Below are 25124 nucleotides of genomic sequence, written 5' to 3'. Positions count from 1 at the left end.
GTTATGAAAAATTCCAAAAATTTTCTTTGCATCTCGAATTACTTTAAAGGGACTGATTTTTTAACTCATCTAAGCAAATTAAACAACAATGTTTATTTGGTTACCAGCGAAAAATTAAGAGATAAACCTTGGCCTCACCAACACATAAAAGAAATTTTTTATATGGAAGGGCAAGATGTCGATTGGAATTTAGAGCATTTATTACTAGGTGTAGGTAACTTTATGAAATCTACAAAAATTGATGCCATTGTAGCTCTTGATGATTATGATGTAGAAAAAGCTACTTATTTACGTGAAAATTTACGAATAGACGGAATGGGGCAAACAACCGGCAGGTACTTTAGAGATAAATTGGCCATGCGCATGAGAGCGAAGAGTTGTGCAATTCCGATACCCGCTTTTTGTTCTCTTTTTAATGATCATGACATCAATACTTTTGCGGATACTGTAGCAGCTCCGTGGGTTCTCAAACCAAGATCTGAAGCTTCGGCATCAGGAATCATAAAAGTATATGATAAAGAAACACTTTGGATTCACATAAACGAGCTCGGTAACAATAGATTTAAATACCTTTTAGAACAGTTTAAACCTGGTTCCGTGTACCATTGTGATAGTTTAATTTCAAATGGTGAAGTTATTTTTAGTTTAACATCAAAGTATTTAGCGACCCCGATGGAAATTTCGCAAGGTGGTGGCGTTTTCAGAACAGCTAATGTACACTATGATTCAGAGGATGATTTAGTTATAAAAGAATTAAACCTTCAAGTGATGAAAAGTTTTGGTTTAAAGCATGGTGCCGCACATACCGAGTTCATCAAAAATGAAGAAACTGGTAAAATGTATTTCCTTGAAACTTCGTCAAGAGTAGGTGGCGCTCATATAGCCGAAATGGTGGCAGAGGCATCTAATATTAATTTGTGGAGAGAATGGGCTGCAATTGAAAATTCATTGGCCAAAGGAACGGCATACCAAATACCAACCGTTAAAAAAGAATATGCTGGAATTGTGCTCACACTTTCAAAGTACCAACATCCGAACTTAGCCGCTTTTTCTGACCCAGAAGTTTGTTTTAAAGTTCCTTTAGAATACCACGCAGGAATAATTGTTAAATCTAATGATGCTGATCGTATACAATTTCTATTAGAAGATTATGGAACCCGATTACGGGAAGATTTTACAGCTGTAATAGAGCAAGTTAAAGTGGATAACTTACATTAATACTTACAATAAAATCAACAAGATAAAATCACTTTTTTAAAATGAATAAATTATTAGATCTTGTTGTTCATATAAGAATCATGAAAAAAACGTTTATTTTTATTTTATTAGGCCTTTCAGTTCAAGCAAGTTTAGGACAAGAGCTTTTGCAGAAAAACATAGAAAAATTTTCACGTCAGGACAGCTTACGTGGGAGTATTACAAAGGAGCGCGCTTGGTGGGATCTAAAAAAATACCATCTTGATATTAAAGTTAATCCACTAGATAGCACAATCAGTGGATCAAATACAATTACGTATCAAGTTTTGGAAAATGAAAAAAAGATGCAAATAGATTTGCAACAACCAATGCAAATTTCTAAAGTCATTCAAAACGGAAAACAAGTTTCTTTTCAAAGAGACGGTAATGTATTCTATCTTAACTTGACGGAAGCTCAAACAAAAGGAAGTATACAGCAAGTACAGATTTTTTACAACGGAAAACCAAAAGTAGCTGTTAATCCACCTTGGGATGGCGGAATTACTTGGAAAAAAGATGCCAATGGAAAATTTTTTATAGCTTCCTCTTGTCAAGGTCTAGGTGCAAGCGTTTGGTGGCCTAACAAAGATCACATGTATGACGAAGTAGAGAATATGTTAATCAGTGTGAATGTTCCATCCTCATTGACCAACGTATCAAATGGTCGTTTAAAAAGTATCAAAAAATTAAAAGATGGAACGAGTACTTTTACTTGGTATGTTGCTAATCCGATTAACAATTATGGCGTAAATATCAATATTGGAGATTATGTTTCTTTTTCAGAAAAATACAAAGGTGAAAAAGGAAATTTAGATTGTACGTATTATGTTTTGAGAGATAATTTAGCAAAAGCTAAAAAACAATTTAAGGACGTTCCTAAAATGTTGAAAGCTTTTGAACATTGGTTTGGACCTTATCCATTTTATGAAGATAGTTACAAATTGGTTGAAGCTCCGTACCTCGGAATGGAACATCAAAGTAGTGTAACATACGGAAACGGATTTCAAAATGGATACCGCGGCAGGGATCTAAGCGGAACAGGATGGGGATTAAAGTTTGATTTTATTATCATACACGAGTCTGGTCACGAATGGTTTGCTAATAATATTACCTACAAAGATATTGCTGACATGTGGATTCATGAAAGTTTTACCAACTATTCTGAAAGCCTCTTTTTAGAGTATTACTACGGAAAGGAAGCTGGATATACTTATGTGAGAGGTCTTAGAAATATAATTGAAAATGATAAACCTATAATTGGTAAATACGATGTAAACAATGAAGGTTCGGGTGATATGTATCCTAAAGGAGCAAACATGTTACACACCATTCGCCAATTAGTGAATAATGATGAAAAATGGAGGAAAATATTGAGAGGATTGAATAGTACTTTTTATCACCAAACGGTAACTACCAAGCAAATTGAAGATTATTTAAGCATGCAAACTGGAATTGATTTGTCAATGGTTTTTAATCAATATTTAAGAGATGTTCGAGTACCAAAATTAGAATATTCTATAAAAAATAATCAACTTAAATTTCGCTGGACAAATAGTGTGCAAGGATTTAATATGCCTTTAAAAATCACTCTAAATGGTAAAGACGAATTGTTACAACCAGAAAATCAATGGAAAACAATTCCATTATCCAATAATGAACTTAAATTGGTAGTAGATCCAAACTTCTATGTAGAAAGTTTAAACGTAACAGAATAATTTAAAAAAACTCAACAAAAAAGGGATACTGATTGCATCCCTTTTTTGTTGAGTTTTTTTTAAAGTTTAAATCAAGTTTTTCTTGATATAATTAAAACTCGTCATTGCTGATTCTATCGGATTAGGTTTGTAATTTGATTCATGTTCCAAGAAAAATCGTTTCATTCCCGCTTGTTTTGACTGAGCAAATATTGCTTTAAAGTCGATAGCACCTGCACCAATTTCGGCATTAAAATCAGGATTTGCTTTATCCATATCTTTCACGTGCCACATACTAAAGCGGCCTGGATATTTTTTAAACAAATCCAAAGGATTATTTCCAGAACGAACAACCCAATACAAATCCATTTCAAAATCAACTAAATCTTTGTCTGTATTGTTTAGCAAAATTTCATAGCCGTTTGTTGCTCCAAATTGAGTGAATTCAAAATCATGATTATGGTATGCCAGTTTTAATCCACCACTTTTACAAATACTACCAATTTTGTTTACATGTTCTGCTAACTTTTTGTAGGCATCTGCAGTTGTCCCTCTCAAATCAGCAACTATATAAGGTACAGTAATATATGTACTACCCAAAGTATTGGCTGTTGTAATGTAATCCGAAACTAAATCAGTAGATCCATCTTTAATCATGCTATTGAAATCAAAATGGTTGCTACTTGCTTTTAAACCATTATCATCTAACATTAATTTAAAATCTTTTACACTTGTTCCAAAAAATCCTGTCTTAGAAGCGTACCCAAAAGTTTCTACTTCTGTAAATCCAGCTTTACCAACTTGCGCTAATACTCCTTTAACATCTTTAGGTAATGTATCACGCAATGTCCATAATTGAATCCCGATGGTTTTTCTTTTAGCTTCAAAAGCAAAACTTGGAGCAATGGCTAAAGCACCTAATGCCAAACTGGTATTGATTAGAAATTCTCTTCTTTTGATCATCATCTTTATTTTTTTTACAAGTTAAATGTCACAAATTGAAATGGCTTGTTGCAATGAAGCTAATTTATTAGAATTAGTAGGTATAAATTCTTGACCTACAAAACCTTTAAAACCTGTTTTTGCAATTGCTTTCATAATTGCAGGATAGTTCAATTCTTGGCTATCGTCAATTTCATGTCTTCCTGGAACTCCAGCGGTATGATAATGTGCAATGAATTGGTGATTATTTGTAATTGTACGAATAACATCTCCTTCGTCAATTTGCATATGGTAAATATCATACAGTAATTTAAAGTTTGGAGAATTAATACGTTTCGCTAAAGCAACACCCCAAGATGTTTTATCACACTGATAATCTTTATGATCAATTTTACTGTTAAGTAATTCCATGACTAAAGTTACGTTGTGTTTCTCTGCAAGTTTTACTAGCGGTTGTAGCCCGATTACGCAATTTTCTATACCTTCATCATCCGTTTTTCCTCTTTTGTTTCCGCTAAAACAAATAAGATTAGAATATCCTGCAGCCGCAACCCTAGGAATCATATCAGTATATCTTTTTTGTAATTGTTCATGAAAAATAGGATCATTAAAACCATCTACAAGATTAAGTTCAGCTCCATTGCACATGGTAGAAACTAAATTGTATTTTTTTAAAATTGGCCAAGCGTCAGGACCTACCAAATCAATTCCAGTAATACCTAGTTTTTTAGCTTCTTGACAAAGAGTTTCTAAATCTAGATTATCAAAACACCAGCGAGAAACTGAATGATTGATTGTGCCTTTTAGTTTAATACTTTTATCAGAATTAAAACTTTGAGATTGACCAAATGCCGCCATTTGGCTTGCAAAACCTATACTTGCTGTACCTGCCAAAATACCTTTAATTGCTGACCTTCTGTTTAACGAATCGCTCATAATGCGCTAAATTGAATTAACAGCTGGATTACCTTCCTTTTTTTGGTCAAATAATAGAGCAAAAATCACAAAAACAAAGAAAGCAATGGCTGCTGGAGCAATCCAAACCACTTGCCAATTTATAGCTCCATTTGCAAGCTTATAATTATCAGTAATCCAACCTGCAACCGCAAATCCTATTAACATTCCAACGCCATAAGTAGCGAGAGTTATTAATCCTTGTGCAGCACTTTTATATTTTTCACCCGCTTTTGAATTGGTATAAATTTGACCCGAAACAAAAAAGAAATCGTAGCAAATACCGTGAAGTGCAATTCCAATAATAAGCATAAAACTTAAGTCATTTCCATTCCCGTAAGCAAATAGAAGATAACGAACAGCCCATGCCAACATACCTATTAAGATTGTTTTCTTAAAGCCATAGCGACTAAAAAATACAGGAATAAAAAGTAAAAACAGAACTTCAGAAATTTGACCTATTACCATTTTACCTGTTGGTCCTTCGATACCCGTTTGGGATAAGTACAGATTGGCGTTTTGATAGTAGAATGCCAACGGAATACAAATAAGTATTGAAGAGATGAAAAAAATAGCAAAGTTTCTATCCTTTAAAAGTTTTAAAGCATCTAAGCCTATTATATCGGCAATTTTTATTTTTTCGTCGCTACCTTTTGGTGGAGTGGCTGGTAAAGCAAAACTAAAAAGCCCTAATAGTAAAGAAGCACCACCTGCAAGTAGGAATGTGTTTTTAAGTAATCCGTCACGAAGTCCTTCTGCAGAATCCCAATGAAAAACATAACTAATAGCTAAGCCTGCAATTATCCAACCTAGCGTTCCAAAAACTCTAATATTTGAAAATTCTTTTTCAGGATCTTTCATTTGATTAAATGATACTGAATTGACAAGGGCCAAAGTAGGCATGAACAAAATCATGTAACTCAATACATAAGTGTAAAAAACAGAAACATCCGAAGATTGATACATTTGGTACATTAAAAAGGCACCAATTATATGTAAAATACCCAGAATTTTCTCTGCATTAAAGTAGCGATCAGCGATTAAACCAATGATGAAAGGAGCAACAATGGCGCCCCAAGATTGCGTTGAAAAAACAGCAGCGCTCTCTGATCCTGAAGCCTTTAAATTATTTCCTAAAAAAGTTCCTAATGTAACAAACCATGCACCCCAAACGAAAAATTCAAGGAACATCATAATGGATAGTTTTACTCTGGTTATAGTATTCATTGGTTAAAATAATAAGTGGTTTGGTTAGTTAATAGCATTTTTTTTTCTAATTACATTCCAGCTTCACAGCCAGTAGTAACCTTCATGGTATTCCATTCTTTAATCATAATATTTCTAAACCAAACATTATCACCATGATCTTGCAGCGCAATCTTACCTTTTTTGAAAGTTCCAAATCCTGGCCAAGTAGCAAATTTGCTACCAGCAATTAGATTTTTAAAATTAGGATCCCACAACGTAGTCTCTATAATTTTTACGCCATTCAATTGAAAAGTAAGTTTTCCAAATTTGCAAACTATATCGACAGAATTCCATTCACCAGCTGGTTTTACAGGCTCTGAACTACTTTTTATCAAATCGTACAAATCACCCGCTCTGTGTTTTTCAATTTTTCCATCAGGATGTCCTGCATTGTCTAACACTTGCATTTCAATACCTGTTTCGTAAGTGTTTTTATATTTTGTCAAATCTTCATTGACATAAAAAATAATTCCACTGTTGGCATTTGATGCTACTTTCCATTCTAATTTTAAATGGAAATTTTCATATTCTACATCAGTTACTAAATCGCCACCTTGACCGTCTTTTGCGGCAGTAGGATCAAAATGCAACATACCATCTTCTACTTTCCAAGCACTTCCCGCTGTTTTTTTTCCGTAAGTATGCCATCCCGCAGTTGATTGGCCGTCAAATATCGATTTAAACCCTTTTGGAACAGCTGCTTGCTGTGCATTTGATGTTTGCATTGCAACTAGCAAAACAAACGCTGAACAAATATTTTTAATCATTTTAATTTATTTTTAATTATTCTAAAAATTATAAAGTAAGTGCTTTCCAGCCTTCACGGTAATCACGTTTCACAAATTGATTTACTTCATCAAAATTGGTAATTTTCATTGCATTGTTATCCCAAAGTAATTTAGCTGAACGACCAGGATACACTTCTTCACCAAGCTCTTCACGAATTACATCATATCCTCTTACAGCTAAATTAGCCATAAGCAACGCTTCTGTTAATGGTCCCGCTACTTCAAATGGAGAACTCAATTCTGTTTTTCCATAGCCTGCAATAGCTGCCTCAACCCATTGTTTGTAGTGACCATCGGCGCCACCATCAACTCTAGCATATTTTTTAGCCAATTTTAGGTTTTCATTTTTACTCAATGGTAACAATCTTGGATTTAATCCATAGGTATCGCACATCATTTTTCCCTTGGTTCCCGTAAACAGAGTTCCATTACCACCATCTCCAAATATTTCATTTGGAGCTAATTCATCCGGGCGTTCTGGCTGAATTCCGCCGTCCATCCAATGTACTTTAACATCTCCTTTTGTTTTACTTGTTTTAGGAAAGGTAAGGGTAACATGACTAGATGGTGGACAACTTTCTGGAAAGTAACCTCTTTGGAATTCATCAACATATACAGAGCCAACGCTACATTGAACATCTTTTGCATATTGCAAACCTAATACGCTAAATGGAGCTTCTAATAAATGACAACCCATATCCCCCAAAGCTCCTGTGCCATAATCCCACCAACCTCGCCAGTTAAAGGGCACCAATTTATTTACATATTCTTTAAAAGGAGCAGTACCCAACCACAAATCCCAATCTAATTCAGTTGGAACTGTTGCTTTGTTTGCTGACCAAGGAATTCCTTGTGGCCACACAGGACGATCTGTCCAAGCATATATCGTGTGAACATCTCCAATAAGTCCTGCTTCGTACCATTCTTTCATTATTCTAGTTCCATCATTTGAGGCACCTTGATTCCCCATTTGTGTCACTACTTTGTATTTTTTAGCTGCCTCTGTTAAAATTCTTGCTTCAAAAATATCGTGAGCAATCGGTTTTTGTACATAAACGTGCTTACCTAATTGCATTGCGGCAAGCGCTTGAATAGCATGGTTATGGTCTGGAGTTGATACAGAAACGGCGTCAATATTCTTATGTTCCTTATCTAACATTTCGCGCCAATCCTTATAAAATTTAGCTTTTGGAAAAGCTTTAACACTATCGGCGGCTCTGCGAGTATCTACATCACACAAAAATGAAATATCTGCTTTTCCACTTTTCGCAAACATCGCAATATCTGAACGACCTTTACCACCAACACCAATTCCAGCTACAGATAGGCGGTCACTAGGAGCGATAAATCCTCTACCTAGTACATGACGAGGCACAATCATAAAGGCTGCGGCAGCAACAGCAGTGGTTTTTATAAAATCGCGACGATTATTTGTTATTTGATTATTTTCTTCTTTTGGTTTCATGGTTATTTTTCGATTAGATAATAAAAAGGAATCAAACACTAATTATTTCGAACTTTTTGATTAGAAAAGGGTCTGTCTTATTTTTTTAGAGATAAGATGTATTTGGCCATTGATTTAGCATCCTCCTTTTTAATTGATCCATGAGCTGACATTGGTACAGCACCCCACACGCCAGAACCACCCTTGATAATTTTCCCACTCAAATAAGCTACATTTTTATCATTCAACGGATATTTCTTTGCAATTTCTAAATAGGAGGGACCAATTAGTTTTTTATCAATTTTATGGCAACCAATACAATCCGATTTTGCGATTAGTTTTTCACCATCAGTGCCCTGATCGACAGCAGATGTTTTTTTGGTAATCGCAATGTATTTAGTTGAAAAAGTTGGGGTTGAAAATGAAGTCAAGGCCAATAAAGCTGCTCCAAACAATACAAATTTTAGTTTCATTTTAGTTTATTTATAGTTTTATAGTCCTAAGTTTTTTCGATTGAATGCTTGATCAGTAGCTACTGCTGCAAAATCATCAAATGCTTTATCTGTCACTTTAATGATATGATTTTTGATAAATTCTGCACCTTCTCGAGCACCGTCTTCTTGATTTTTTATACAGCATTCCCATTCCATAACAGCCCATCCTTTAAAATCATATTGTGCCAGTTTGCTAAAAATAGTTTTAAAGTCTATTTGACCATCACCCGGAGAACGATACCTACCAGCTCTATTGGCCCAATTTTGGTATCCGCCAAATGTGCCTTGTTTTCCTGTTGGATTGAATTCAGCATCTTTTACATGAAATGCCTTTATACGTTCGTGATAAAAATCGATATATTGAATATAATCTAATTGCTGTAAAACAAAATGAGAGGGATCATATAATAAACAAGCTCTTTCATGATTATTGACTGCCTTTAGAAACATTTCGTAGGTTTCGCCATCGAACAAATCCTCACCAGGGTGTATCTCGTAACAAACATCAACTCCGTTGTGATCAAAGTCATTTAAAATAGGAGTCCAACGCCTGGCTAGTTCAGCAAATCCCTCCTCAACCAATCCTGCCGGTCGTTGCGGCCAAGGATGAAAATATTGCCATAATAAAGAACCGCTAAAGGTAGCATGTGCAGCCAAACCTAAGTTATGAGATGCTTTTGCAGCAAACATCATTTGCTGTACTGCCCATTCTTGACGTGCTTTTGGATTTCCATGTACATTTTTTGGTGCAAATGCATCAAAAAAATCATCATAGGCCGGATGTACTGCCACTAACTGGCCTTGTAAATGAGTAGATAATTCGGTGATTTCTAAACCGTATGAGGCAATTTTTCCTTTAAGTTCATCAGCGTATGTGGTACTTTTGGCAGCTTTTTGAAGATCTATAAATCGTGCATCTAGAGTTGGCATTTGAATACCTTTAAATCCTAAATCAGCCGCCCATTTACATATTCCGTCTAAAGAATTGAAAGGTGCTTTATCACCAATAAACTGTGCTAAAAAGACTGCTGGGCCTTGAATTGTAGTCATATAATTTGTTATATGTTTAATACTAGTAGTTTTTTAGACTACAAAAGGTGTCCATTTTAAATCTGATGCAGATGAAGCCACAACATTATCTATGAATGCCATGCCACGAACTCCGTCAGCAACAGTTGGAAAATCAAGCATTTCTGGACTTGGTTCTGTTCCTTCTAATTTACATTGCAATGTGAGTGCAAAATTTCTGTAAATATTAGCAAATGCCTCTAAATATCCTTCGGGATGCCCACCTGGAGTACGGCAATTGTGAGTAGCAAAAGATGATAGATGACTGTAATTAGAACCTGCTCGTAAAATTTGAGTTGGTTCAGTCAACCATTTAATTATTAATGAATTCGGATCGTGTTGTAGCCATTCTAAACCACCATTTTCACCATAAACTCTAATTTTCAAAGCATTTTCTTCACCTGCCGCTACCTGAGATGCCATTAATACTCCTTTTGCACCATTTTCAAATTTGAGTAGAACGGCTCCATCATCATCCATAACACGGCCGTCAACCAAAGTATTCAATTCTGCACAAACCGCAGTAATTGAACTACCAGTAATATATTCAGCTAGATTTGCTGCATGAGTACCAATGTCACCCATTACAGAACTTTTACCTGATTTTTTTGGGTCAGTTCTCCACGCTGCCTGCGCATTACCCTCTCTTTCGGAAAGTCTACTCAACCAGCCTTGCGGATATTCTACCCAAACCTTTCTAATTTTCCCTAATTTACCTTCTTTAACCATGGCTTTTGCCTGTTTCACCATTGGATATCCTGAGTAGGTGTGGGTTAAACATAAGGTTAAACCCGTTTCATTTACTTTATCCTGCAACAACTTAGCTTCCTCAAGAGAAAACGTCATTGGCTTTTCTATAACAACATTAAAACCATGTTCTAAAGCCATCATCGCCGGAGCAAAATGAGCAAAATTCGGCGTGACAATTGTTACAAAATCTATTCTATCTTCTGACGGCAAAGCAGCTTCAGACTTAATCATTTCTTCGTAACTAGAATAGGTCCTAGACTCGGATAAAAAAAGTTCTTTCCCAGACTGAATAGAAGTTTCGGGATTTGAACTAAAAGCACCGCAACTCAATTCAATTAAGCCATCCATGTTAGCTGCCAAACGGTGAATGGCCCCAATAAAAGCATCTTTTCCACCGCCGATCATTCCCATTCTTAATTTACGTAATGTCATTGAATTAGATATTACCTTTTTTTAATTCTTTAACTGCATAATCACAAGCTCGTGCTGTAAGAGCCATAAAAGTTAGTGATGGATTTTGACATGCAATGGAAGGCATACAAGAACCATCTGTCACAAAAACATTACTCACTTCATGCATTTGATTCCATTTATTCAAAACTGATTCTTTTGGATTATTACCCATACGTGCAGTTCCCATTTCGTGAATTGCCATTCCTGGATAGCAATCATTATCGTAAGTTTTAACGTTTTTAATTCCAGAAGCTTCCAACATTTCAGCGGCATCATTCATCATATCCTCACGCATTTTAGCTTCATTTTCCTTGTACTCACAATCAATGGCAAGAACGGGTTGACCCCATTTGTCTTTACGGGTATGATCTATATAAACTCTATTTTCGTAATAAGGGAGCATTTCTCCAAAACCACCTAGACCCATGCTCCAAGAATCTGCAGGTAATGACATAGTTTCTTTAAAGTTTTGTCCAAAAGCTAACTCGGCTACTTCTTTGTGCCAAGAACCTCTACTTGCGCCACCTTGGTAACCAAAACCACGTAAATAATCGCGCTTGTCACTACCATAGTTTTGATATCGCGGAATGTAAATTCCGTTGGCTCTTCGACCGTAAGTGTATTTGTCTTCAAAACCTTCAGCAGTTCCTTCAGCACCACAACGGAAATGGTGATCCATTAAATTGTGACCTAAATGACCACTAGAATTTCCCAGTCCATTAGGGTGAGCCTCTGATGTTGAATTTAATAAAATGAAAGTTGAACCTAAAGTTGAACCATTTACGAAAACAATTTTTGCATAAAACTCCATGGTTTCATTAGTTTCGGCATCAATAACCATAACACCTTTTGCTTTTTTTGTGTCCTTATCATAAATGATATGATTTACAATAGAGTAGGGCCTTACAGTTAATCTTTTAGTAGCAGTAGCTGCTGGTAGTGTAGAAGATTGGGTGCTAAAATAAGCACCAAAAGGACAACCCCTACTGCATAAGTTGCGATACTGACAACTACCACGGCCTTTGTGGGGAACGGTTAAGTTGGCTGTTCGTCCGATAGTCAAAATGCGTGTATTGTTGTAGTGTTTTTCTAATCTTTCCTTAACTGATTTTTCGACACAATTTAAATCCATTGGAGGCAAAAATTTACCATCTGGCAGCAAAGGCCAATTTTCTGCTTGACCACTAATTCCAGCAAATTTCTCTACATAATCATACCACTTGGCTAAGTCTTTATAGCGTATTGGCCAGTCATTACCATAACCGTCTTTTTTGTTATCTTCAAAATTATGATCGCTAAAACGGTAACTTTGTCGACCCCACATTAATGACTTGCCACCCATGTGAAAACCTCTGTACCAGTCAAATCGTTTGTCCTCAGTATAAGGGCAATCTAAATCATTTACCCACCATTTTTCAGTTGCTTCATTATAAGGATAATCTCGAGTTTGTACAGGGTGCGTGCGTTTCTGTTCTTGTGTTAATTTTCCTGCTCGCTCAAATTCCCAAGGAGCTTTCATTGCCGACTCGTAATCTTTAATGTGCTCGATATTCATACCGCGCTCCAGCATAAGGACACGCATTCCTTTTTCGGTTAGTTCTTTTGCTGCCCAACCACCACTTATTCCTGAACCTACTACAATAGCATCATAGGTGTTTTCTGCTTTTAAATTGGTATTAATGTTCACGTTTAGTTTTTTTTGGTTTAAAATTCTAGTTTTTTGATTTTTAGCATTTAATTAGTTGCCCAAGCTTTTTGTCCTGGTTTGTAATCTGCATTACCGTCGTATCGTCCTGGAACAGGTAAATATTCTCTTGCTTGTGTACAACCAATTTCTGATGAATAATATCCCAGAATAGTTAGATCTCTCGCAAGAAGAAAGAAGGAAGGAGCTCTATTGGTTGCAATAGCTTCCTCTCTTAAGTCTTCCATTAGTTTTTGACGTTCTGCTGGCGAAGTGGCTAAAAACTCTTTATTAAAATCTTTTACACATTTGTATTGCATTGCTTTTAGCCCTGTTGCGAATACTTCTTGCATTTCAACTGGATAACAATCTTTAATAATTATTGGAATAAAAGTACCCAAACCTGCTGCTTTAGCGCCAGGAGAGGAAGCAGTTGTTGGAATGATGATTTCGGCAAATTCAGCCAAAATAGCTTCATCTGTAGCCGTAAAGCTTAGTTTTTTGTTTTCGTCAATAGGCGAACTAAAACTTTCAAACAAAACGCCCATAGTAGTTGTTGAAATTGCGCTTCCCATTAAAAACGCAACGCTTTTAAGTGCTTCTCTTCTATTCATTTGCTGATTATTAAAATTAATTGTGGTAACAAAATTATTAGAACTACACAATAATAAAGAAAAAAAAAGCAGCTTGATTTTTTTTATGTTAAAAAAATAAATTATTCCATTTTTGACATTTTATTAAGTAAAACAATTTAAAAAATTCAGCAATTGGGTTTGCAACTGTCTATTTTTCAGCAAAAAAATAGAACTCACAAAAATTTAAAGTCTTAAAAATGTGATATTAAGGAGATTTTGTAGATATTTTATAAATTAAAGATTACAAAATAAATCACAAAAAGCACTAAACCGTTTTATCATTGCGTTAAAATGACTTAATAGAAAAAAAATGCTACTAATTTGCGTAGTATAGCAGTTCATGATTTCAAGGAGAAAAAAAACTGAAATTGTATCTAAAGCGGTTACAATGTAAAAGTGAATTCTTATTTTTCAAACAACCCGATCGATCCACCAACCCAATTAGCATCTTTATTAAATTTTACGCCAATCATTTCACCTCGACTCAAGCGAACTAAATTACAAAGTAGAGTGGGAGCGCTATCATTTTTATCCCAAATACAAAGTATTCTAACTTCGGCTTTTACTTTACCATTAGGTGATTGTATAATTGGAGCATAGGTTACTTTTTTTTGCAGAATATAAAGGTCTTTTTCTACAACATTTTCAATATCTTGGCGCGTTACATGAAAAATAACTCCAGCACCAGCAAATGAAAATAGAGGTTTCAAAACATAATTTTCTAAATCAGTTGGGATTTCTTTCAGTTCGCTGAGTAATGTCGTTTCAATACAATATTTTCCTTTTAACATCGGCAGAATAAATTTACTTATTCGGAAAAACCAATTGGGATGTCCTGCCCACTCTATATCAAGTTCATCAGTAAAACTAAAATTTAAGTCTAAGTCAGTTCTTGCCTCTAATTCATCAAAAATGACACGATTGTAAATTCGTTTTATTTGTTTTTGTTCGCCACGTTTGTTGGTGTAATATAATTTATTTTCTTTTTTTATCACCGCTGTGACACAAACTACAGCTACTCCTAAATCGCGTTCACAATAATAAAAATCAATTTTTGTGTTTTGTTTTTCAGGTTCAATTTCTAGTAATATTACATCTTCTGGTAATTGATTACCGCAAATTGTTTTTTGTAAAATGTTTAAGTAATCTTGTTTTGAAATGCCGTTGATGAAAGGTGTTAATTCATCCAGAAAAGGATAATGATTTTTAAATTTCTCATAAAGATTCATTTGATAATTGAATAAAGATGGAAATCCTTGTACCTCAATCAATTTTGGTATAATCTTTTCATTTTCTATGCAAATACCAAAATCAATAGCTAAAAAAGTGGTGTGATTGTCTTCGTTTGGAACATTGCAATGAGGAGGCACTGCTTTTTGGGTTTGCGCTTTAAAATTATTTTGACTAATAAAAGAAATAACTTCTTGACAACCTTCAATCAATTGATCTTTGAGCGTGTTGGGAATAAAAAAAGGAGTTTCGGAGATTCTAAAGGTTGGTAAATAGTCAAAATCGGAGGCGATATCGGCTTTTAAGTTTTCGTGTTTCTGCTCGGAAAATTGCGAGTTGAATAATTCCCTATATTTTTCAATCATGAGAGACTGGTTTTAATTCGAAATCATTTTTTTAGTCTTAATCAAATCATTAATTGCGATTCGAAGAAAGTTCGGAATCAAAGTTTCGTTTGTTCTATAAATCTTATCATCATCTAATAAATCTTCTAACATTGAACGAAATTTGCGTTCTCCTTTCATCGCTTTAATTCTTTCTTTGGTTTCTTTATTTCTCATGAAGGTTACAAAACTTATTGGATCTGCTTCAGGATGAAATTGTGTGCCTACAAAATAATCGGTAAACCGGACTGCCATAATTGCCCTTTCATATTGAACATGATCTCTGATTTTTTCGAGAGAAATGATACGAGCTCCTTTTTTACTAAAAACGCTTAATTTAGGCTGTACTACTTGATAATCACGAGAATCAATAGCATAAAAAGGATCGGGAAGTCCATCAAATAGAGGATCTAAAAGACCTTCTTTGGTTTTATGAATTGACATTACTCCAAATGAGGTGTCATTTCGTTTGGTCACTTTTGCTAAACCAAAATGTTGGCAAGCCATTTGAAATGAATGACAAATAAATAACATGTGCTTTTTTATATCATTTTTTGCATTCCATGTCGATAAAGCGTCAATAAATTCATAATATTTTTTATCCCAATTTCCATCTCCCTCCAGAGGGTTTCCTGGCCCGCCGGTCGAAATATAAATATCGTATTTTTTAATATCTGGCAATTCACATTTTTGGCGAACATCAAAAATATCGTAACGAACAACCGGATGAAACCTATTGATCACATCAATTATACAACGCATGCCCTGATTGGGTTCACCGTTGTACATGTCTAAAAGTGCAATTTGTAATGGTTTTGGTAGCATAACCGTAAATTAAATATTTAAAATATTAATAATTATAAGCCTTTGGTAAATTCGGATGTAATGAAATCAACTACACTTGTGAGCTTTCCTGTTTCATTAAAAACAGCCAATTGCTTGTCTGCACCGGTACCATTTTTTAATATTTCATGAACAAAGTTAATTTCGTTTCTGCTTCCTAGTTCGTCTACGACATCATCAATAAAATCGAGTAATTCAAGAATAAGCATCTTCGTTGACACCTCTTTTTGTAACCCAAAATCGATCATATTGTTTTCTATTCCGTAGCGCGCTGCTCTAAATTTGTTTTCTTTAATTAATGCTAACCTGTAGATATTAAAACTAGTGTTGTTCATGTTTAATTTGTATAATTTGGCCACAATAGCTTGAATTATAGCTACAATACAAATAGTTTCATCAACAGTTAGTGACATGTCACAAATTCTAAATTCGATAGTATTATAAAATGGATGCAAGCGCAAGTCCCACCATATCTTTTTAGGATTATCGATACAATTGGTTTTTACCAATGTGTCTAAATAATTATCATAAGAACTTACCGAATCAAAATATTCAGGTAAACCTGTTCTTGGGAACTTGTCGAAAACCTTAGTTCTAAATGATTTATACCCCGTTTGTCTGCCTTCCCAAAAAGGAGAATTCGTAGAAAGAGCAAAAATATGTGGTAAGAAATAGGTGGCTTGGTTCATTAATTGTAAACCGATTTCACGATTTTCGATTCCAACATGACAATGCATTCCAAAAATTAAATTTGAACGTGCGGCATCTTGAAGTTCATTTACAATATCATGGTAACGAGGATCATCTGTAATAGGCTGATCTTGCCACTTTGAAAAAGGATGCGTACCAGCTCCGCCTACAATTAAATTTTGCTTATCGGCCAATTCTACAATTTTAGAACGTAAAAACCGAATCTCATTTTTGGCATCGTGAATATTTTTACAAATATTAGTACCTACTTCAACTACTGATTGATGCATTTCGGCCTTAACTTGTTCGTTCAATATAATTTTGGCCCCATCTACAATTTTAGATAGATGCGAACGTAAATCTCTAGTTTCAGGATCTATAATTTGGTATTCTTCTTCTACACCAAGCGTAAATACGGGTAATTTCTTTAGCATAATTATTTTTTTAGTGTTCAGTCGAAGTCACAGCTTGTAATCTGTTAAATGATTACTGTGAGTGAAAACTATTTTACTGCATCTTTAATAAAATTACCCCAAGTTAGGTTGATTTTACCAGATTTTTGTTTTTTAGCTGCAGCAATTGCCATTTTAGCAGCTTCTTCAACAACCCATTCAAAATTAGCTTCACCTACAGATGTAATTTCGGCATCAGGAGCAGGATTTCCAAAATCTATTGCATAAGGAATGCCATCTCTAACAGCAAATTCAACAGTATTAAAATCGTAACCTAAGCCTTTGCATAATCGCAATGTATAATCCTTTATAGTTGCTAATAATTTTTTATTTGCTGGTGGTCCATCGAGAACATATCTTAAATGGTGGGGATTTCTAGGTTCATATTGCATAATACGAACCGCCTTACAACCTAAACAATATACTCTAAAATATTCAGTAAAAACGATTTCTTCCTGCAAAAGCATTACTAATTGACCTGTTTCTTGATGTTTTTGCCAAAATTCTTCTTTGTTTTCAAGTCGATATACGTTTTTCCAGCCACCGCCTGCGTAGGGTTTCATATAGGCAGGAAATCCAACGTAATCAAAAATTCCATCCCAATCCATAGGATATTTTAAATTGCGAAAAGATTTTTCTGTAGTATCTGTAGGATGGTCGGCAGACGGTAAAATAACCGTTTTAGGCAAAGGAACGCCCAAAGTATCAGCCAAGGAATTATTGAAAAATTTATCGTCAGCACTCCACCAAAACGGATTGTTAATCACATTTGTACCTGTTAAAGCAGCATTTTTTAAATAGGCTCTATAAAAAGGAACATCTTGAGAAATGCGATCAATAATGACAGCATATTCTCCGTCCTTATTTTGTACCACTTTGTCAATTGTTACCGCTTCGGCAATGATGTCTTTTTCATTTTTTGAATTAACCCGATCAATAAAGGCTTGCGGAAAAGAGTCTTCCATGCCAAATAAAATTCCAATTTTTTTCATCTTGATTCCTTTATTTTGTTAAAAAAACTTAATTCGTGATAAATAATGCGGAAACATTTCTTTCCACAGGGGCCAATCGTGATTTTGTTCTGGCCTGATATCTAACCAATGGTGAATATTCCGATTACTCAACACCTTGCTCATTCTTAAATTGGCATCAAAGCAAATATCCCAATTTGAAGTTCCTAAAACGATATCAATATTCCACAATTCATGATCGTCAAGACCGAATAAATAATCTTCTGGGCTATTGTAAAAAACGTTATCATTGTGAAAGCCATCCATGAAATTTTTAATACTGAATGCACCGCTCATAGCAAATAAATGGCTGATATATCCTGGATGACGAAATGCAAAATTAGCAGCATGATAGCCTCCAAAACTACAACCTGCAATTGCAATTTTCCCTGTTGGACTGTGGTGCTTTATTTTTTCGACAATTTCGTGGCAAATCATTTTATCGTATTGAACGTGGTTTTCGATACGATGAACAGGATGAATATTTTTATTGTAAAAACTGTTTTTATCTATACTATCAGGGCAAAAAATCTGAATTAAACCTTGATCTAAAAACCATTTTGCCGATTCAATCAATCCCATATCCTTGTTTTCATGAAAACTCCCCATAGAGGTAGGAAACAGTAAAACTGGATAACCAGCATGTCCAAAAACTAGCATTTCAATTTCATGATTGAGATGCGGAGAGTGCCATTTGAAATAATCTTCCGTCATAAAATTTAGTTTAAACAAGTATAACGAAAAAAACGTATGAATTTTATGCGAATTTTAAAATCGCAAGACAATTCAAGGATATCAAATAGACGCTTACTATTTCAATCAAATGTTTAAAATGGACGATATTAAAACGCCAAAATTGCATTTTTACTAAAAAATTAACAAATCTTAAATTAGAGCTAAGCAATAAACATTGTTAAAACTTCTAAAAATAAGTTTAGATTTTGAATAGAAGTACGTTTTTTGTATAGAAAACATGCACTAAGGCTCTAATAAATAGTCTATTAAATTTATATTTTTTCTCTTTCAACTTTGACAAATTTCTTTTTGGGAAAATTTATTTAGTAGCAAAATACTGCAACTGACTTTTTAAGCGCTCTAGCAACATGCTCATCATTCTTTTATTTAAATGAGATGCGTTAAGAATGTATAAATCATATTCTTGTGCGGTAAAAAGACCAATAATAATTCCTTGACATTTATTTCTGAAGGCAGTATCTTTTTGTACGGCGTTCTCCATAAGCGCCATTTTCTTCTCCAACGTAAGATTGTAAAAATCAACTTTGCTGTTTTGAGCATAGGAGTTAAAAATACTCAAGAACAGGTCGTTTTGTAGTTTTAAAATAGGTCGTAAAACTTGGTTTTGAAAATGCTCATCAGGAGTAGTAGCTTCGTTGATAGAGCCTATAGTTTGACCTCTAAAGTCGTTTAAAAAAGAATCTCTTGTTGTCATTTTTTTTATTAAAGGTAATCAATAGCGCAAGACGCAACGTTATGTAAGCTTAATTTAGTTGTTAAGATTGTTATGATACTAACACTATTTATCTTTTTTCAAGCCACCAAGTGTGTTCTCTGACATAGTTTCAAACAATTCAAGACCAAAATAGGGCGCTGCCGCAATAATATGGTCAAAAATGTCTGCCATTATATATTCGTAATTCTCGAAGCGTTTATCATGCGAAAAAACATAAACTTCTAGCGGTACGCCGTGTGCAGTAGACTGTAACTGTCTGCAAAGCAATAGCATATCCTTATTCACACCTGGATAATGAGATAAATATTCGGTAATATATTTGCGAAAAACACCTAAATTAGTCAAGTTTCTACCATTTATTGGAAGTGATTTGTCTATACCGTTTTGCAGATTGAATTGATCAATTTCTTGCTTGCGAGCGGCAAGGTATGTGGTAATAAGCTGAATTTTATTTAATTCTAGAAGATCATTATCGTTAAGAAATCGAATGCTACTGGTTTTTATTAAAATATGTCTTTTAATTCGTCTTCCGTCTGAATTCAGCATGCCTCGCCAGTTTTGGAACGAATCGGAGCTCAAACTATAGGTTGGAATAGTGGTTGTGGTATTATCAAAATTTCGAACTTTTACGGTAGCTAAATTGATTTCAATTACATCACCATCAGCACCAAATTTGTCCATTGTAATCCAATCGCCAATGCGTACCATATCATTTATTGAAACTTGTACGCTGGAAACGAATCCGAGAATTGTATCCCTGAAAATTAAAATGATTACCGCAGAAACAGCTCCTAATATCGTTAACAATTCCTTCTTATCAATATCAAATAATTTAGAAACAATCAACGTGCTACCCACAACCCACAGCATAATCATGATAACTTGAATGAAGCTATCGATGGGTTTGTCGCTGTAGCGCGGTTTCAGCTTTAAATAATCGCGCAGAGCATTAAAAATAGTGCGGATAATCCATAAAACCAAAACAATGATATAAATACCAACCACTTTGCCAAATACGCCCTCCCAATATTCAAATCGTTCTAAAATGACAGGTACAGACTTGTAAATAAATAAAAGCGGAATCAAGTGCGCGATATACTTGGCTGTTTTATTGGAAACCAATAAATCATCAAATTTCGTTTTGGTTTTCTTGGCAATGATAGCTAAAATGGTTACCAAAACAAGGCGAAAGACAACATAGATGATATATGAAATGATACATAAAACGATAATGTTTAGTACCAAACTCAAATACGACGCGACGCTACTTCCTAAACCCCATTTTCTAAAAATAGGGTAGAGGAAAGTAAAAATTGCTTCAATGTATTTAAACATTTTTCAAGTATTTTTTGTCAACGTAAAAAGTACCGAAAGGGATTAAGGAGCCCAAACAGATAATACCGAATTTTTTCCAATCCCAATCTTGTTCAAATTTCAGCATTATCGCCAATATGATATAGCTTACAAATAGAAGACCGTGTGCCATTCCTATTGGGAAAAGTAATGATTTATAGAGATCTAAATTTGTAGGTTTTACAATCAGCATATTTGAAAACAATGCCAAATAAGAAATTCCTTCTAACAAAGCGACAATTTTGAAAATTTTAAGCATGATATTTTTTTAAGGTATAAAAACAAAATTAGCTATTATCACGCAATTTTATGTAACAGAAACCTAAAGTAATTACTTTTGTAATCTTAAACTTTGATAATGAGTAAGCGAGAGTTAAAAAAATATATAACAACACTAGATAAAGAACAACTTGAAGAACAAATAGTCGAGTTGTATGAAAAGTTTAGCGCTGTCAAAGTCTATTATGATTTTGTTTTTAATCCAAAAGAAGACACTCTTTTAAAAGAATGTAAAACTAAAATTGCCTACGAATACTTTCCTGTCAAAAAAACAGGACGTCGTAGCAGACCCAAAATGCGCCGCTCCGTAGCTCAAAAATACATCAAACACTTTCAAATTTTAGGTGTCGATCCTTTTGTAATTGCCGATGTTATGCTATACAACATTGAAATTGCTCAAACTTTTTCAAGCGAAAACACCATCAGAGTAGAGGGCTTTTATAAAAGCATGTTTAACTCATTTGAGCAAGCAGTTGTTTTTTTAATTGCTAATGGAATTCTAGATGAATTTAGAGATCGTTTGAAAGCAATTCATGCCGAAGCCATCCGTCAAAAATGGAATAATGAAACACAATTTGAAGCAGTTTTAGATCGATTGGAATACTAGAAAAATTCTATTTCTAGTTCATTTTTTTTACTCCAAAACTAAGATTTAAAGCAAAATTAAAACAGAATGCTACGTTTTTAGCTATGAAAATTCCATTTTCATGGAAATTAGATGGGATTAAGTGGCTCAATTTGAGTTAAGCGGTCCTCCTTAAATCAATTTTATTTAATCTAACGCTTATTTTTTTTCTTAATTGTGGCCTAAAAACTGTTTTTTAGGCGTATTTTTGCAAAAATCCAATAATTACCAATGTCCCAAAACACTTTAGAAATAGAAATCGAAGACAAAAAAGAACTTTATGCGTACCAAAAAGGCGATATCGATGCCATTTTTGAACGCATAGATAATGCACCGGAAAAACATCATTTACTATACCAACTCCCAACTGGAGGAGGAAAAACTGTTGTGTTTTCAGAAATTGTAAGACGTTATTTATCACAACATGATAAAAAAGTGGTTGTGTTAACGCACCGAATTGAATTGTGCAAGCAAACCTCAAAAATGCTAAAAGGCTTTGATGTAAAAAATAAAATCATCAATAGCAAAGTTAAAGATCTACCAGACCAAAACGAATATTCTTGTTTTGTGGCTATGGTCGAAACACTTAAAAACCGTATCAATGATGATAAATTACATCTTGATAATATTGGTTTAGTAATTATTGATGAAGCACATTACAACTCATTCCGCAAGTTATTGAGTTCGTTTAAAAATGCATTTATATTAGGAGTGACGGCTACGCCATTAAGCTCTAATATTAAATTACCAATGCATCAAAGTTATGATGAACTTATAGTAGGTGATACCATTAGCTCATTAATCGAAAAAGGATTTTTGGCAAAAGCCATTACTTACAGTTATGATGTAGGTTTGACCTCGTTAAAAGTAGGTATTAACGGAGATTACACCGTAAAATCATCTGATGATTTGTATACCAATATGGCCATGCAAGAAAAATTATTGCATGCCTACACTGAAAAATCTATTGGCAAAAAAACCTTGATTTTTAACAACGGTATCAACACTTCCTTATACGTTTATGAAACGTTTAGAGAAGCGGGGTACGGCATCCGACACCTAGATAATACTAGCAGCAACGAAGAGCGTAAAGAAATTTTACATTGGTTCAAACACACGCCAGATGCTATTTTAACATCGGTTGGAATTCTTACTACAGGTTTTGATGAGCCAACTGTTGAAACTATCATCTTAAATAGAGCGACTAAGTCACTTACTTTGTACTACCAAATGATCGGGCGTGGATCTCGAAAATTGCCTGGCAAAGATTCCTTTACCGTAATCGATTTGGGTAACAATGCCGCACGTTTCGGGTTGTGGAGCGAGCCTGTAAACTGGCAACATATTTTTAAATCACCTGAGTTTTATCTTGAAAATTTGCGTGACGATTCAGAGATCGAAATGTATTTCAAATACAGCATGCCCCCTGATGTTCGCGAAAAATTCAGCAAAACAGAAGTGGTTACTTTTGACGTAGAAGAAGAACACAAATTGATTATCAAGCAAAATTTACGCTCTAAAGAAGTTCTAGATAAGTCTCTTGACCAACACGCTGCCATGTGTGTAGACAATTCTGAAACCTTGCAAGAAGCCAAAGCGCTTGGTAAATTATTAGATGACGATATTGAATGCCGCATCAAGCGTTATGCAAAATGTTTGAGTCAGTGCAGTAAAAATTACCGTGAATGGCTCGTGGACGATTATAAAGTAAAACTAATTTTGCTTACAGGTAAAAAATACCGCGAAAAAATCATGAACGAACCTGACGAAGATTAATCTCTCTGTCAGGAGCTATTTCCCGCTATCCACTGTATCTCTTGTGTTCGCTGGCGCTACCACAAGAGGATGCCGCTACTATCGGGGCTAAAAAAACGAGCAGGCAACAACTATTTTTTTAAACATTCAAAATCCAAAAAACATGTCAAAACAATTCTCTGATTTAGGAATTTCGGCACCATTGGTAAAAGCAATTACCGATCTGAAAATTGTTGTGCCAACAGAAATTCAGCAAAAAACAATTCCGATACTATTATCAAATACAACAGATGTGGTTGGACTTGCACAAACCGGTACAGGAAAAACAGCTGCTTTTGGATTACCAATTTTACAATTAATAGACACTACTGCAGCGCACGTTCAAGCTGTAATTTTGGTACCAACCCGCGAGTTGGGTCATCAAGTTACACGTAATTTAGAAGATTTTGCTAAATATTTACCTGAATTATCAATAGCAGCTACTTGTGGTGGAATTCCAATTAAACCACAAATAGAACGACTTTCACAACCAACTCAGGTTGTAGTTGCAACTCCTGGAAGGTTAATTGATTTACTACAGCGTAAAGCAATTGATTTGTCTAAAACACAATTTCTTGTATTAGATGAAGCTGATGAGATGGTATCCATTTTAAAAGAAAGCCTAGATGAAATTGTAAGTGCCTTGCCTAAAGAGCGTCGTACTTTACTTTTTTCAGCAACCTTACCTGGCGCAATCAAACAGTTGGTTCAAAACTACCTTCACAAAAATGTGCAACACATCAGTGCACAAATGGAAACTGTTGGTCATCAAGGAATCGATCACGAATATATAGTTGTGGACCCAATTGAAAAATTAGATGTTTTAATGCATTTTTTAAATTCAAGAGAAGGGGAGCGCGGCATCATTTTTTGTAAAACAAAAGCCGCCGTTAATAAATTGGCTAAAAACCTAGCCATAAACCGTTTTTCATCAGGAGCATTACACGGAAGTTTGTCGCAAGGTATCCGAGACCGTATCATGGAGCAATTCAGAGAAGGTCATATCAATATTTTGGTAGCTACAGATTTAGCTGCAAGAGGTATCGATGTTAAAAACCTGTCTTACGTTGTGAATTATCATTTGCCTGACGTTTACGAGGCTTATGTGCACCGTAGTGGAAGAACGGCTCGTGCTGGTGCAAAAGGATTGGCTTTGACCGTTTTACAAGCAGAAGAAGTAGCTGAAATTGCTGATTTCGAAAGAGAATTAGGAATTACTTTTACGCCTTTTCAAAAACCAAGTGCTTTAAATATCGAGCAGAACAATACTTTACTATGGGCCAAACAAATTTTCAAAACCAAACCCAACCATGATGTTGACGCTGAGTTTAAAAATAAAGTAAAAACGATTTTTCATCATTTAACAAAAGACGAATTGGTTGAAAAATTGCTAGCCAATTATCTTTTGCAAAGTAAAAATGAGCCAGCTGAAAAAGTCGTAAAAAGACAGAAAATGAAGTAAAATATACTTCTTTAAACATAAAAACATCACTCGAGCGTAACAGTTTTGGTGATGTTTTTTTTTGATTTTAGAATTAGTACTGCTTTATTCTATAATTTGGTTTCTTAGAAAAGCTCAAACTTTGTAGAAAGAGCTAAAATTT

Annotated in this window: 23 protein-coding genes; 5 read left to right on the top strand and 18 right to left on the bottom strand. The window is 34.6% G+C overall.

Annotated elements, in window-relative coordinates:
• Positions 1-3 precede the first annotated feature (3 nt).
• Both ACXX8U_RS06135 and ACXX8U_RS06130 read left to right on the top strand, forming a co-directional pair.
• Complete coding sequence (locus ACXX8U_RS06135; RefSeq protein ID WP_458565079.1) at positions 4-1218, top strand: ATP-grasp domain-containing protein; 1215 nt, start codon at positions 4-6, stop codon at positions 1216-1218.
• 80 nt (positions 1219-1298) lie between these two features.
• Positions 1299-2951, top strand: a complete 1653-nt coding sequence (locus tag ACXX8U_RS06130; protein WP_458566392.1) for a M1 family metallopeptidase — start codon at positions 1299-1301, stop codon at positions 2949-2951.
• 66 nt (positions 2952-3017) lie between these two features.
• On the opposite strand, the gene ACXX8U_RS06125 is transcribed toward ACXX8U_RS06130, so the two are convergent.
• From ACXX8U_RS06125 to ACXX8U_RS06040, 18 genes are all read right to left on the bottom strand, one after another.
• Positions 3018-3896 (bottom strand): sugar phosphate isomerase/epimerase family protein, encoded by an 879-nt coding sequence (locus tag ACXX8U_RS06125; RefSeq protein ID WP_458565078.1) that lies wholly within the window; start codon positions 3894-3896, stop codon positions 3018-3020.
• A gap of 18 nt (positions 3897-3914) precedes the next feature.
• Positions 3915-4808 carry a hydroxypyruvate isomerase family protein gene (locus ACXX8U_RS06120; protein ID WP_458565077.1) on the bottom strand — a complete coding sequence of 298 codons (894 nt, stop codon included), beginning with the start codon at positions 4806-4808 and terminating at the stop codon, positions 3915-3917.
• A 6-nt stretch (positions 4809-4814) separates the two neighbouring features.
• Positions 4815-6053, bottom strand: coding sequence for an MFS transporter (locus ACXX8U_RS06115; RefSeq protein WP_458565076.1), 1239 nt, complete (start codon positions 6051-6053; stop codon positions 4815-4817).
• Positions 6054-6103: 50 nt separating this feature from the next.
• A complete protein-coding gene (locus ACXX8U_RS06110; RefSeq protein WP_458565075.1) occupies positions 6104-6841 on the bottom strand; it encodes a 3-keto-disaccharide hydrolase in 738 nt (245 codons plus the stop codon).
• Positions 6842-6869: 28 nt separating this feature from the next.
• On the bottom strand, positions 6870-8327 hold the full coding sequence (locus ACXX8U_RS06105; RefSeq protein WP_458565074.1) for a Gfo/Idh/MocA family protein: 1458 nt from the start codon (positions 8325-8327) through the stop codon (positions 6870-6872).
• Positions 8328-8404: 77 nt separating this feature from the next.
• Positions 8405-8779 (bottom strand): c-type cytochrome, encoded by a 375-nt coding sequence (locus ACXX8U_RS06100; RefSeq protein ID WP_458565073.1) that lies wholly within the window; start codon positions 8777-8779, stop codon positions 8405-8407.
• A gap of 18 nt (positions 8780-8797) precedes the next feature.
• Positions 8798-9850 (bottom strand): sugar phosphate isomerase/epimerase family protein, encoded by a 1053-nt coding sequence (locus tag ACXX8U_RS06095; protein ID WP_458565072.1) that lies wholly within the window; start codon positions 9848-9850, stop codon positions 8798-8800.
• Between the two features lie 33 nt (positions 9851-9883).
• Entirely contained in the window at positions 9884-11050 is a 1167-nt protein-coding gene (locus ACXX8U_RS06090) for a Gfo/Idh/MocA family protein (protein ID WP_458565071.1), read from the bottom strand.
• 4 nt (positions 11051-11054) lie between these two features.
• Positions 11055-12758 (bottom strand): GMC oxidoreductase, encoded by a 1704-nt coding sequence (locus ACXX8U_RS06085; RefSeq protein WP_458565070.1) that lies wholly within the window; start codon positions 12756-12758, stop codon positions 11055-11057.
• A 47-nt stretch (positions 12759-12805) separates the two neighbouring features.
• A complete protein-coding gene (locus ACXX8U_RS06080; RefSeq protein ID WP_458565069.1) occupies positions 12806-13369 on the bottom strand; it encodes a gluconate 2-dehydrogenase subunit 3 family protein in 564 nt (187 codons plus the stop codon).
• 425 nt (positions 13370-13794) lie between these two features.
• A complete protein-coding gene (locus ACXX8U_RS06075; protein ID WP_458565068.1) occupies positions 13795-14985 on the bottom strand; it encodes a hypothetical protein in 1191 nt (396 codons plus the stop codon).
• 12 nt (positions 14986-14997) lie between these two features.
• Positions 14998-15828: a type 1 glutamine amidotransferase gene (locus tag ACXX8U_RS06070; protein ID WP_458565067.1), complete on the bottom strand. Its 831-nt coding sequence runs from the start codon at positions 15826-15828 to the stop codon at positions 14998-15000.
• Between the two features lie 32 nt (positions 15829-15860).
• The gene (locus ACXX8U_RS06065; RefSeq protein WP_458565066.1) at positions 15861-16970 is read right to left on the bottom strand and encodes a carboxylate-amine ligase; all 1110 of its coding nucleotides are present in this window, start codon (positions 16968-16970) and stop codon (positions 15861-15863) included.
• A 68-nt stretch (positions 16971-17038) separates the two neighbouring features.
• Positions 17039-17980, bottom strand: coding sequence for an ATP-grasp domain-containing protein (locus ACXX8U_RS06060; protein ID WP_458565065.1), 942 nt, complete (start codon positions 17978-17980; stop codon positions 17039-17041).
• An 18-nt stretch (positions 17981-17998) separates the two neighbouring features.
• A complete protein-coding gene (locus ACXX8U_RS06055; RefSeq protein ID WP_458565064.1) occupies positions 17999-18712 on the bottom strand; it encodes an esterase family protein in 714 nt (237 codons plus the stop codon).
• A gap of 340 nt (positions 18713-19052) precedes the next feature.
• Positions 19053-19448, bottom strand: a complete 396-nt coding sequence (locus tag ACXX8U_RS06050) for a glyoxalase (RefSeq protein ID WP_458565063.1) — start codon at positions 19446-19448, stop codon at positions 19053-19055.
• Between the two features lie 84 nt (positions 19449-19532).
• On the bottom strand, positions 19533-20804 hold the full coding sequence (locus ACXX8U_RS06045; protein ID WP_458565062.1) for a mechanosensitive ion channel family protein: 1272 nt from the start codon (positions 20802-20804) through the stop codon (positions 19533-19535).
• Complete coding sequence (locus tag ACXX8U_RS06040) at positions 20797-21081, bottom strand: DUF3817 domain-containing protein (RefSeq protein ID WP_458565061.1); 285 nt, start codon at positions 21079-21081, stop codon at positions 20797-20799. The genes ACXX8U_RS06045 and ACXX8U_RS06040 overlap by 8 nt, the downstream gene beginning before the upstream one ends.
• Before the next feature lie 99 nt (positions 21082-21180).
• Between ACXX8U_RS06040 and ACXX8U_RS06035 the strand changes: the two genes are divergently transcribed.
• From ACXX8U_RS06035 to ACXX8U_RS06025, 3 genes are all read left to right on the top strand, one after another.
• Positions 21181-21708 carry a DUF6155 family protein gene (locus ACXX8U_RS06035; protein WP_458565060.1) on the top strand — a complete coding sequence of 176 codons (528 nt, stop codon included), beginning with the start codon at positions 21181-21183 and terminating at the stop codon, positions 21706-21708.
• 249 nt (positions 21709-21957) lie between these two features.
• Positions 21958-23502 (top strand): DEAD/DEAH box helicase, encoded by a 1545-nt coding sequence (locus tag ACXX8U_RS06030; RefSeq protein WP_458565059.1) that lies wholly within the window; start codon positions 21958-21960, stop codon positions 23500-23502.
• 142 nt (positions 23503-23644) lie between these two features.
• On the top strand, positions 23645-24982 hold the full coding sequence (locus tag ACXX8U_RS06025) for a DEAD/DEAH box helicase (protein WP_458565058.1): 1338 nt from the start codon (positions 23645-23647) through the stop codon (positions 24980-24982).
• Positions 24983-25124 lie beyond the last annotated feature (142 nt).

This window comes from Flavobacterium sp. GNP001, assembly GCF_054343775.1.
The sequence above is the reverse complement of the archived record's forward strand: the minus strand, read 5'-3'. Positions and strand labels throughout refer to the sequence as shown.

What these genes read in the sequence shown, in the direction of transcription:
- ACXX8U_RS06135 (WP_458565079.1), top strand. Translation starts at nt 4, where the DNA reads ATGAAAAATTCCAAAAATTTTCTTTGCATCTCGAATTACTTTAAAGGG.
- ACXX8U_RS06130 (WP_458566392.1), top strand. Translation starts at nt 1,299, where the DNA reads ATGAAAAAAACGTTTATTTTTATTTTATTAGGCCTTTCAGTTCAAGCA.
- ACXX8U_RS06125 (WP_458565078.1), bottom strand. Translation starts at nt 3,896, where the DNA reads ATGATGATCAAAAGAAGAGAATTTCTAATCAATACCAGTTTGGCATTA.
- ACXX8U_RS06120 (WP_458565077.1), bottom strand. Translation starts at nt 4,808, where the DNA reads ATGAGCGATTCGTTAAACAGAAGGTCAGCAATTAAAGGTATTTTGGCA.
- ACXX8U_RS06115 (WP_458565076.1), bottom strand. Translation starts at nt 6,053, where the DNA reads ATGAATACTATAACCAGAGTAAAACTATCCATTATGATGTTCCTTGAA.
- ACXX8U_RS06110 (WP_458565075.1), bottom strand. Translation starts at nt 6,841, where the DNA reads ATGATTAAAAATATTTGTTCAGCGTTTGTTTTGCTAGTTGCAATGCAA.
- ACXX8U_RS06105 (WP_458565074.1), bottom strand. Translation starts at nt 8,327, where the DNA reads ATGAAACCAAAAGAAGAAAATAATCAAATAACAAATAATCGTCGCGAT.
- ACXX8U_RS06100 (WP_458565073.1), bottom strand. Translation starts at nt 8,779, where the DNA reads ATGAAACTAAAATTTGTATTGTTTGGAGCAGCTTTATTGGCCTTGACT.
- ACXX8U_RS06095 (WP_458565072.1), bottom strand. Translation starts at nt 9,850, where the DNA reads ATGACTACAATTCAAGGCCCAGCAGTCTTTTTAGCACAGTTTATTGGT.
- ACXX8U_RS06090 (WP_458565071.1), bottom strand. Translation starts at nt 11,050, where the DNA reads ATGACATTACGTAAATTAAGAATGGGAATGATCGGCGGTGGAAAAGAT.
- ACXX8U_RS06080 (WP_458565069.1), bottom strand. Translation starts at nt 13,369, where the DNA reads ATGAATAGAAGAGAAGCACTTAAAAGCGTTGCGTTTTTAATGGGAAGC.
- ACXX8U_RS06075 (WP_458565068.1), bottom strand. Translation starts at nt 14,985, where the DNA reads ATGATTGAAAAATATAGGGAATTATTCAACTCGCAATTTTCCGAGCAG.
- ACXX8U_RS06070 (WP_458565067.1), bottom strand. Translation starts at nt 15,828, where the DNA reads ATGCTACCAAAACCATTACAAATTGCACTTTTAGACATGTACAACGGT.
- ACXX8U_RS06065 (WP_458565066.1), bottom strand. Translation starts at nt 16,970, where the DNA reads ATGCTAAAGAAATTACCCGTATTTACGCTTGGTGTAGAAGAAGAATAC.
- ACXX8U_RS06060 (WP_458565065.1), bottom strand. Translation starts at nt 17,980, where the DNA reads ATGAAAAAAATTGGAATTTTATTTGGCATGGAAGACTCTTTTCCGCAA.
- ACXX8U_RS06055 (WP_458565064.1), bottom strand. Translation starts at nt 18,712, where the DNA reads ATGACGGAAGATTATTTCAAATGGCACTCTCCGCATCTCAATCATGAA.
- ACXX8U_RS06050 (WP_458565063.1), bottom strand. Translation starts at nt 19,448, where the DNA reads ATGACAACAAGAGATTCTTTTTTAAACGACTTTAGAGGTCAAACTATA.
- ACXX8U_RS06045 (WP_458565062.1), bottom strand. Translation starts at nt 20,804, where the DNA reads ATGTTTAAATACATTGAAGCAATTTTTACTTTCCTCTACCCTATTTTT.
- ACXX8U_RS06040 (WP_458565061.1), bottom strand. Translation starts at nt 21,081, where the DNA reads ATGCTTAAAATTTTCAAAATTGTCGCTTTGTTAGAAGGAATTTCTTAT.
- ACXX8U_RS06035 (WP_458565060.1), top strand. Translation starts at nt 21,181, where the DNA reads ATGAGTAAGCGAGAGTTAAAAAAATATATAACAACACTAGATAAAGAA.
- ACXX8U_RS06030 (WP_458565059.1), top strand. Translation starts at nt 21,958, where the DNA reads ATGTCCCAAAACACTTTAGAAATAGAAATCGAAGACAAAAAAGAACTT.
- ACXX8U_RS06025 (WP_458565058.1), top strand. Translation starts at nt 23,645, where the DNA reads ATGTCAAAACAATTCTCTGATTTAGGAATTTCGGCACCATTGGTAAAA.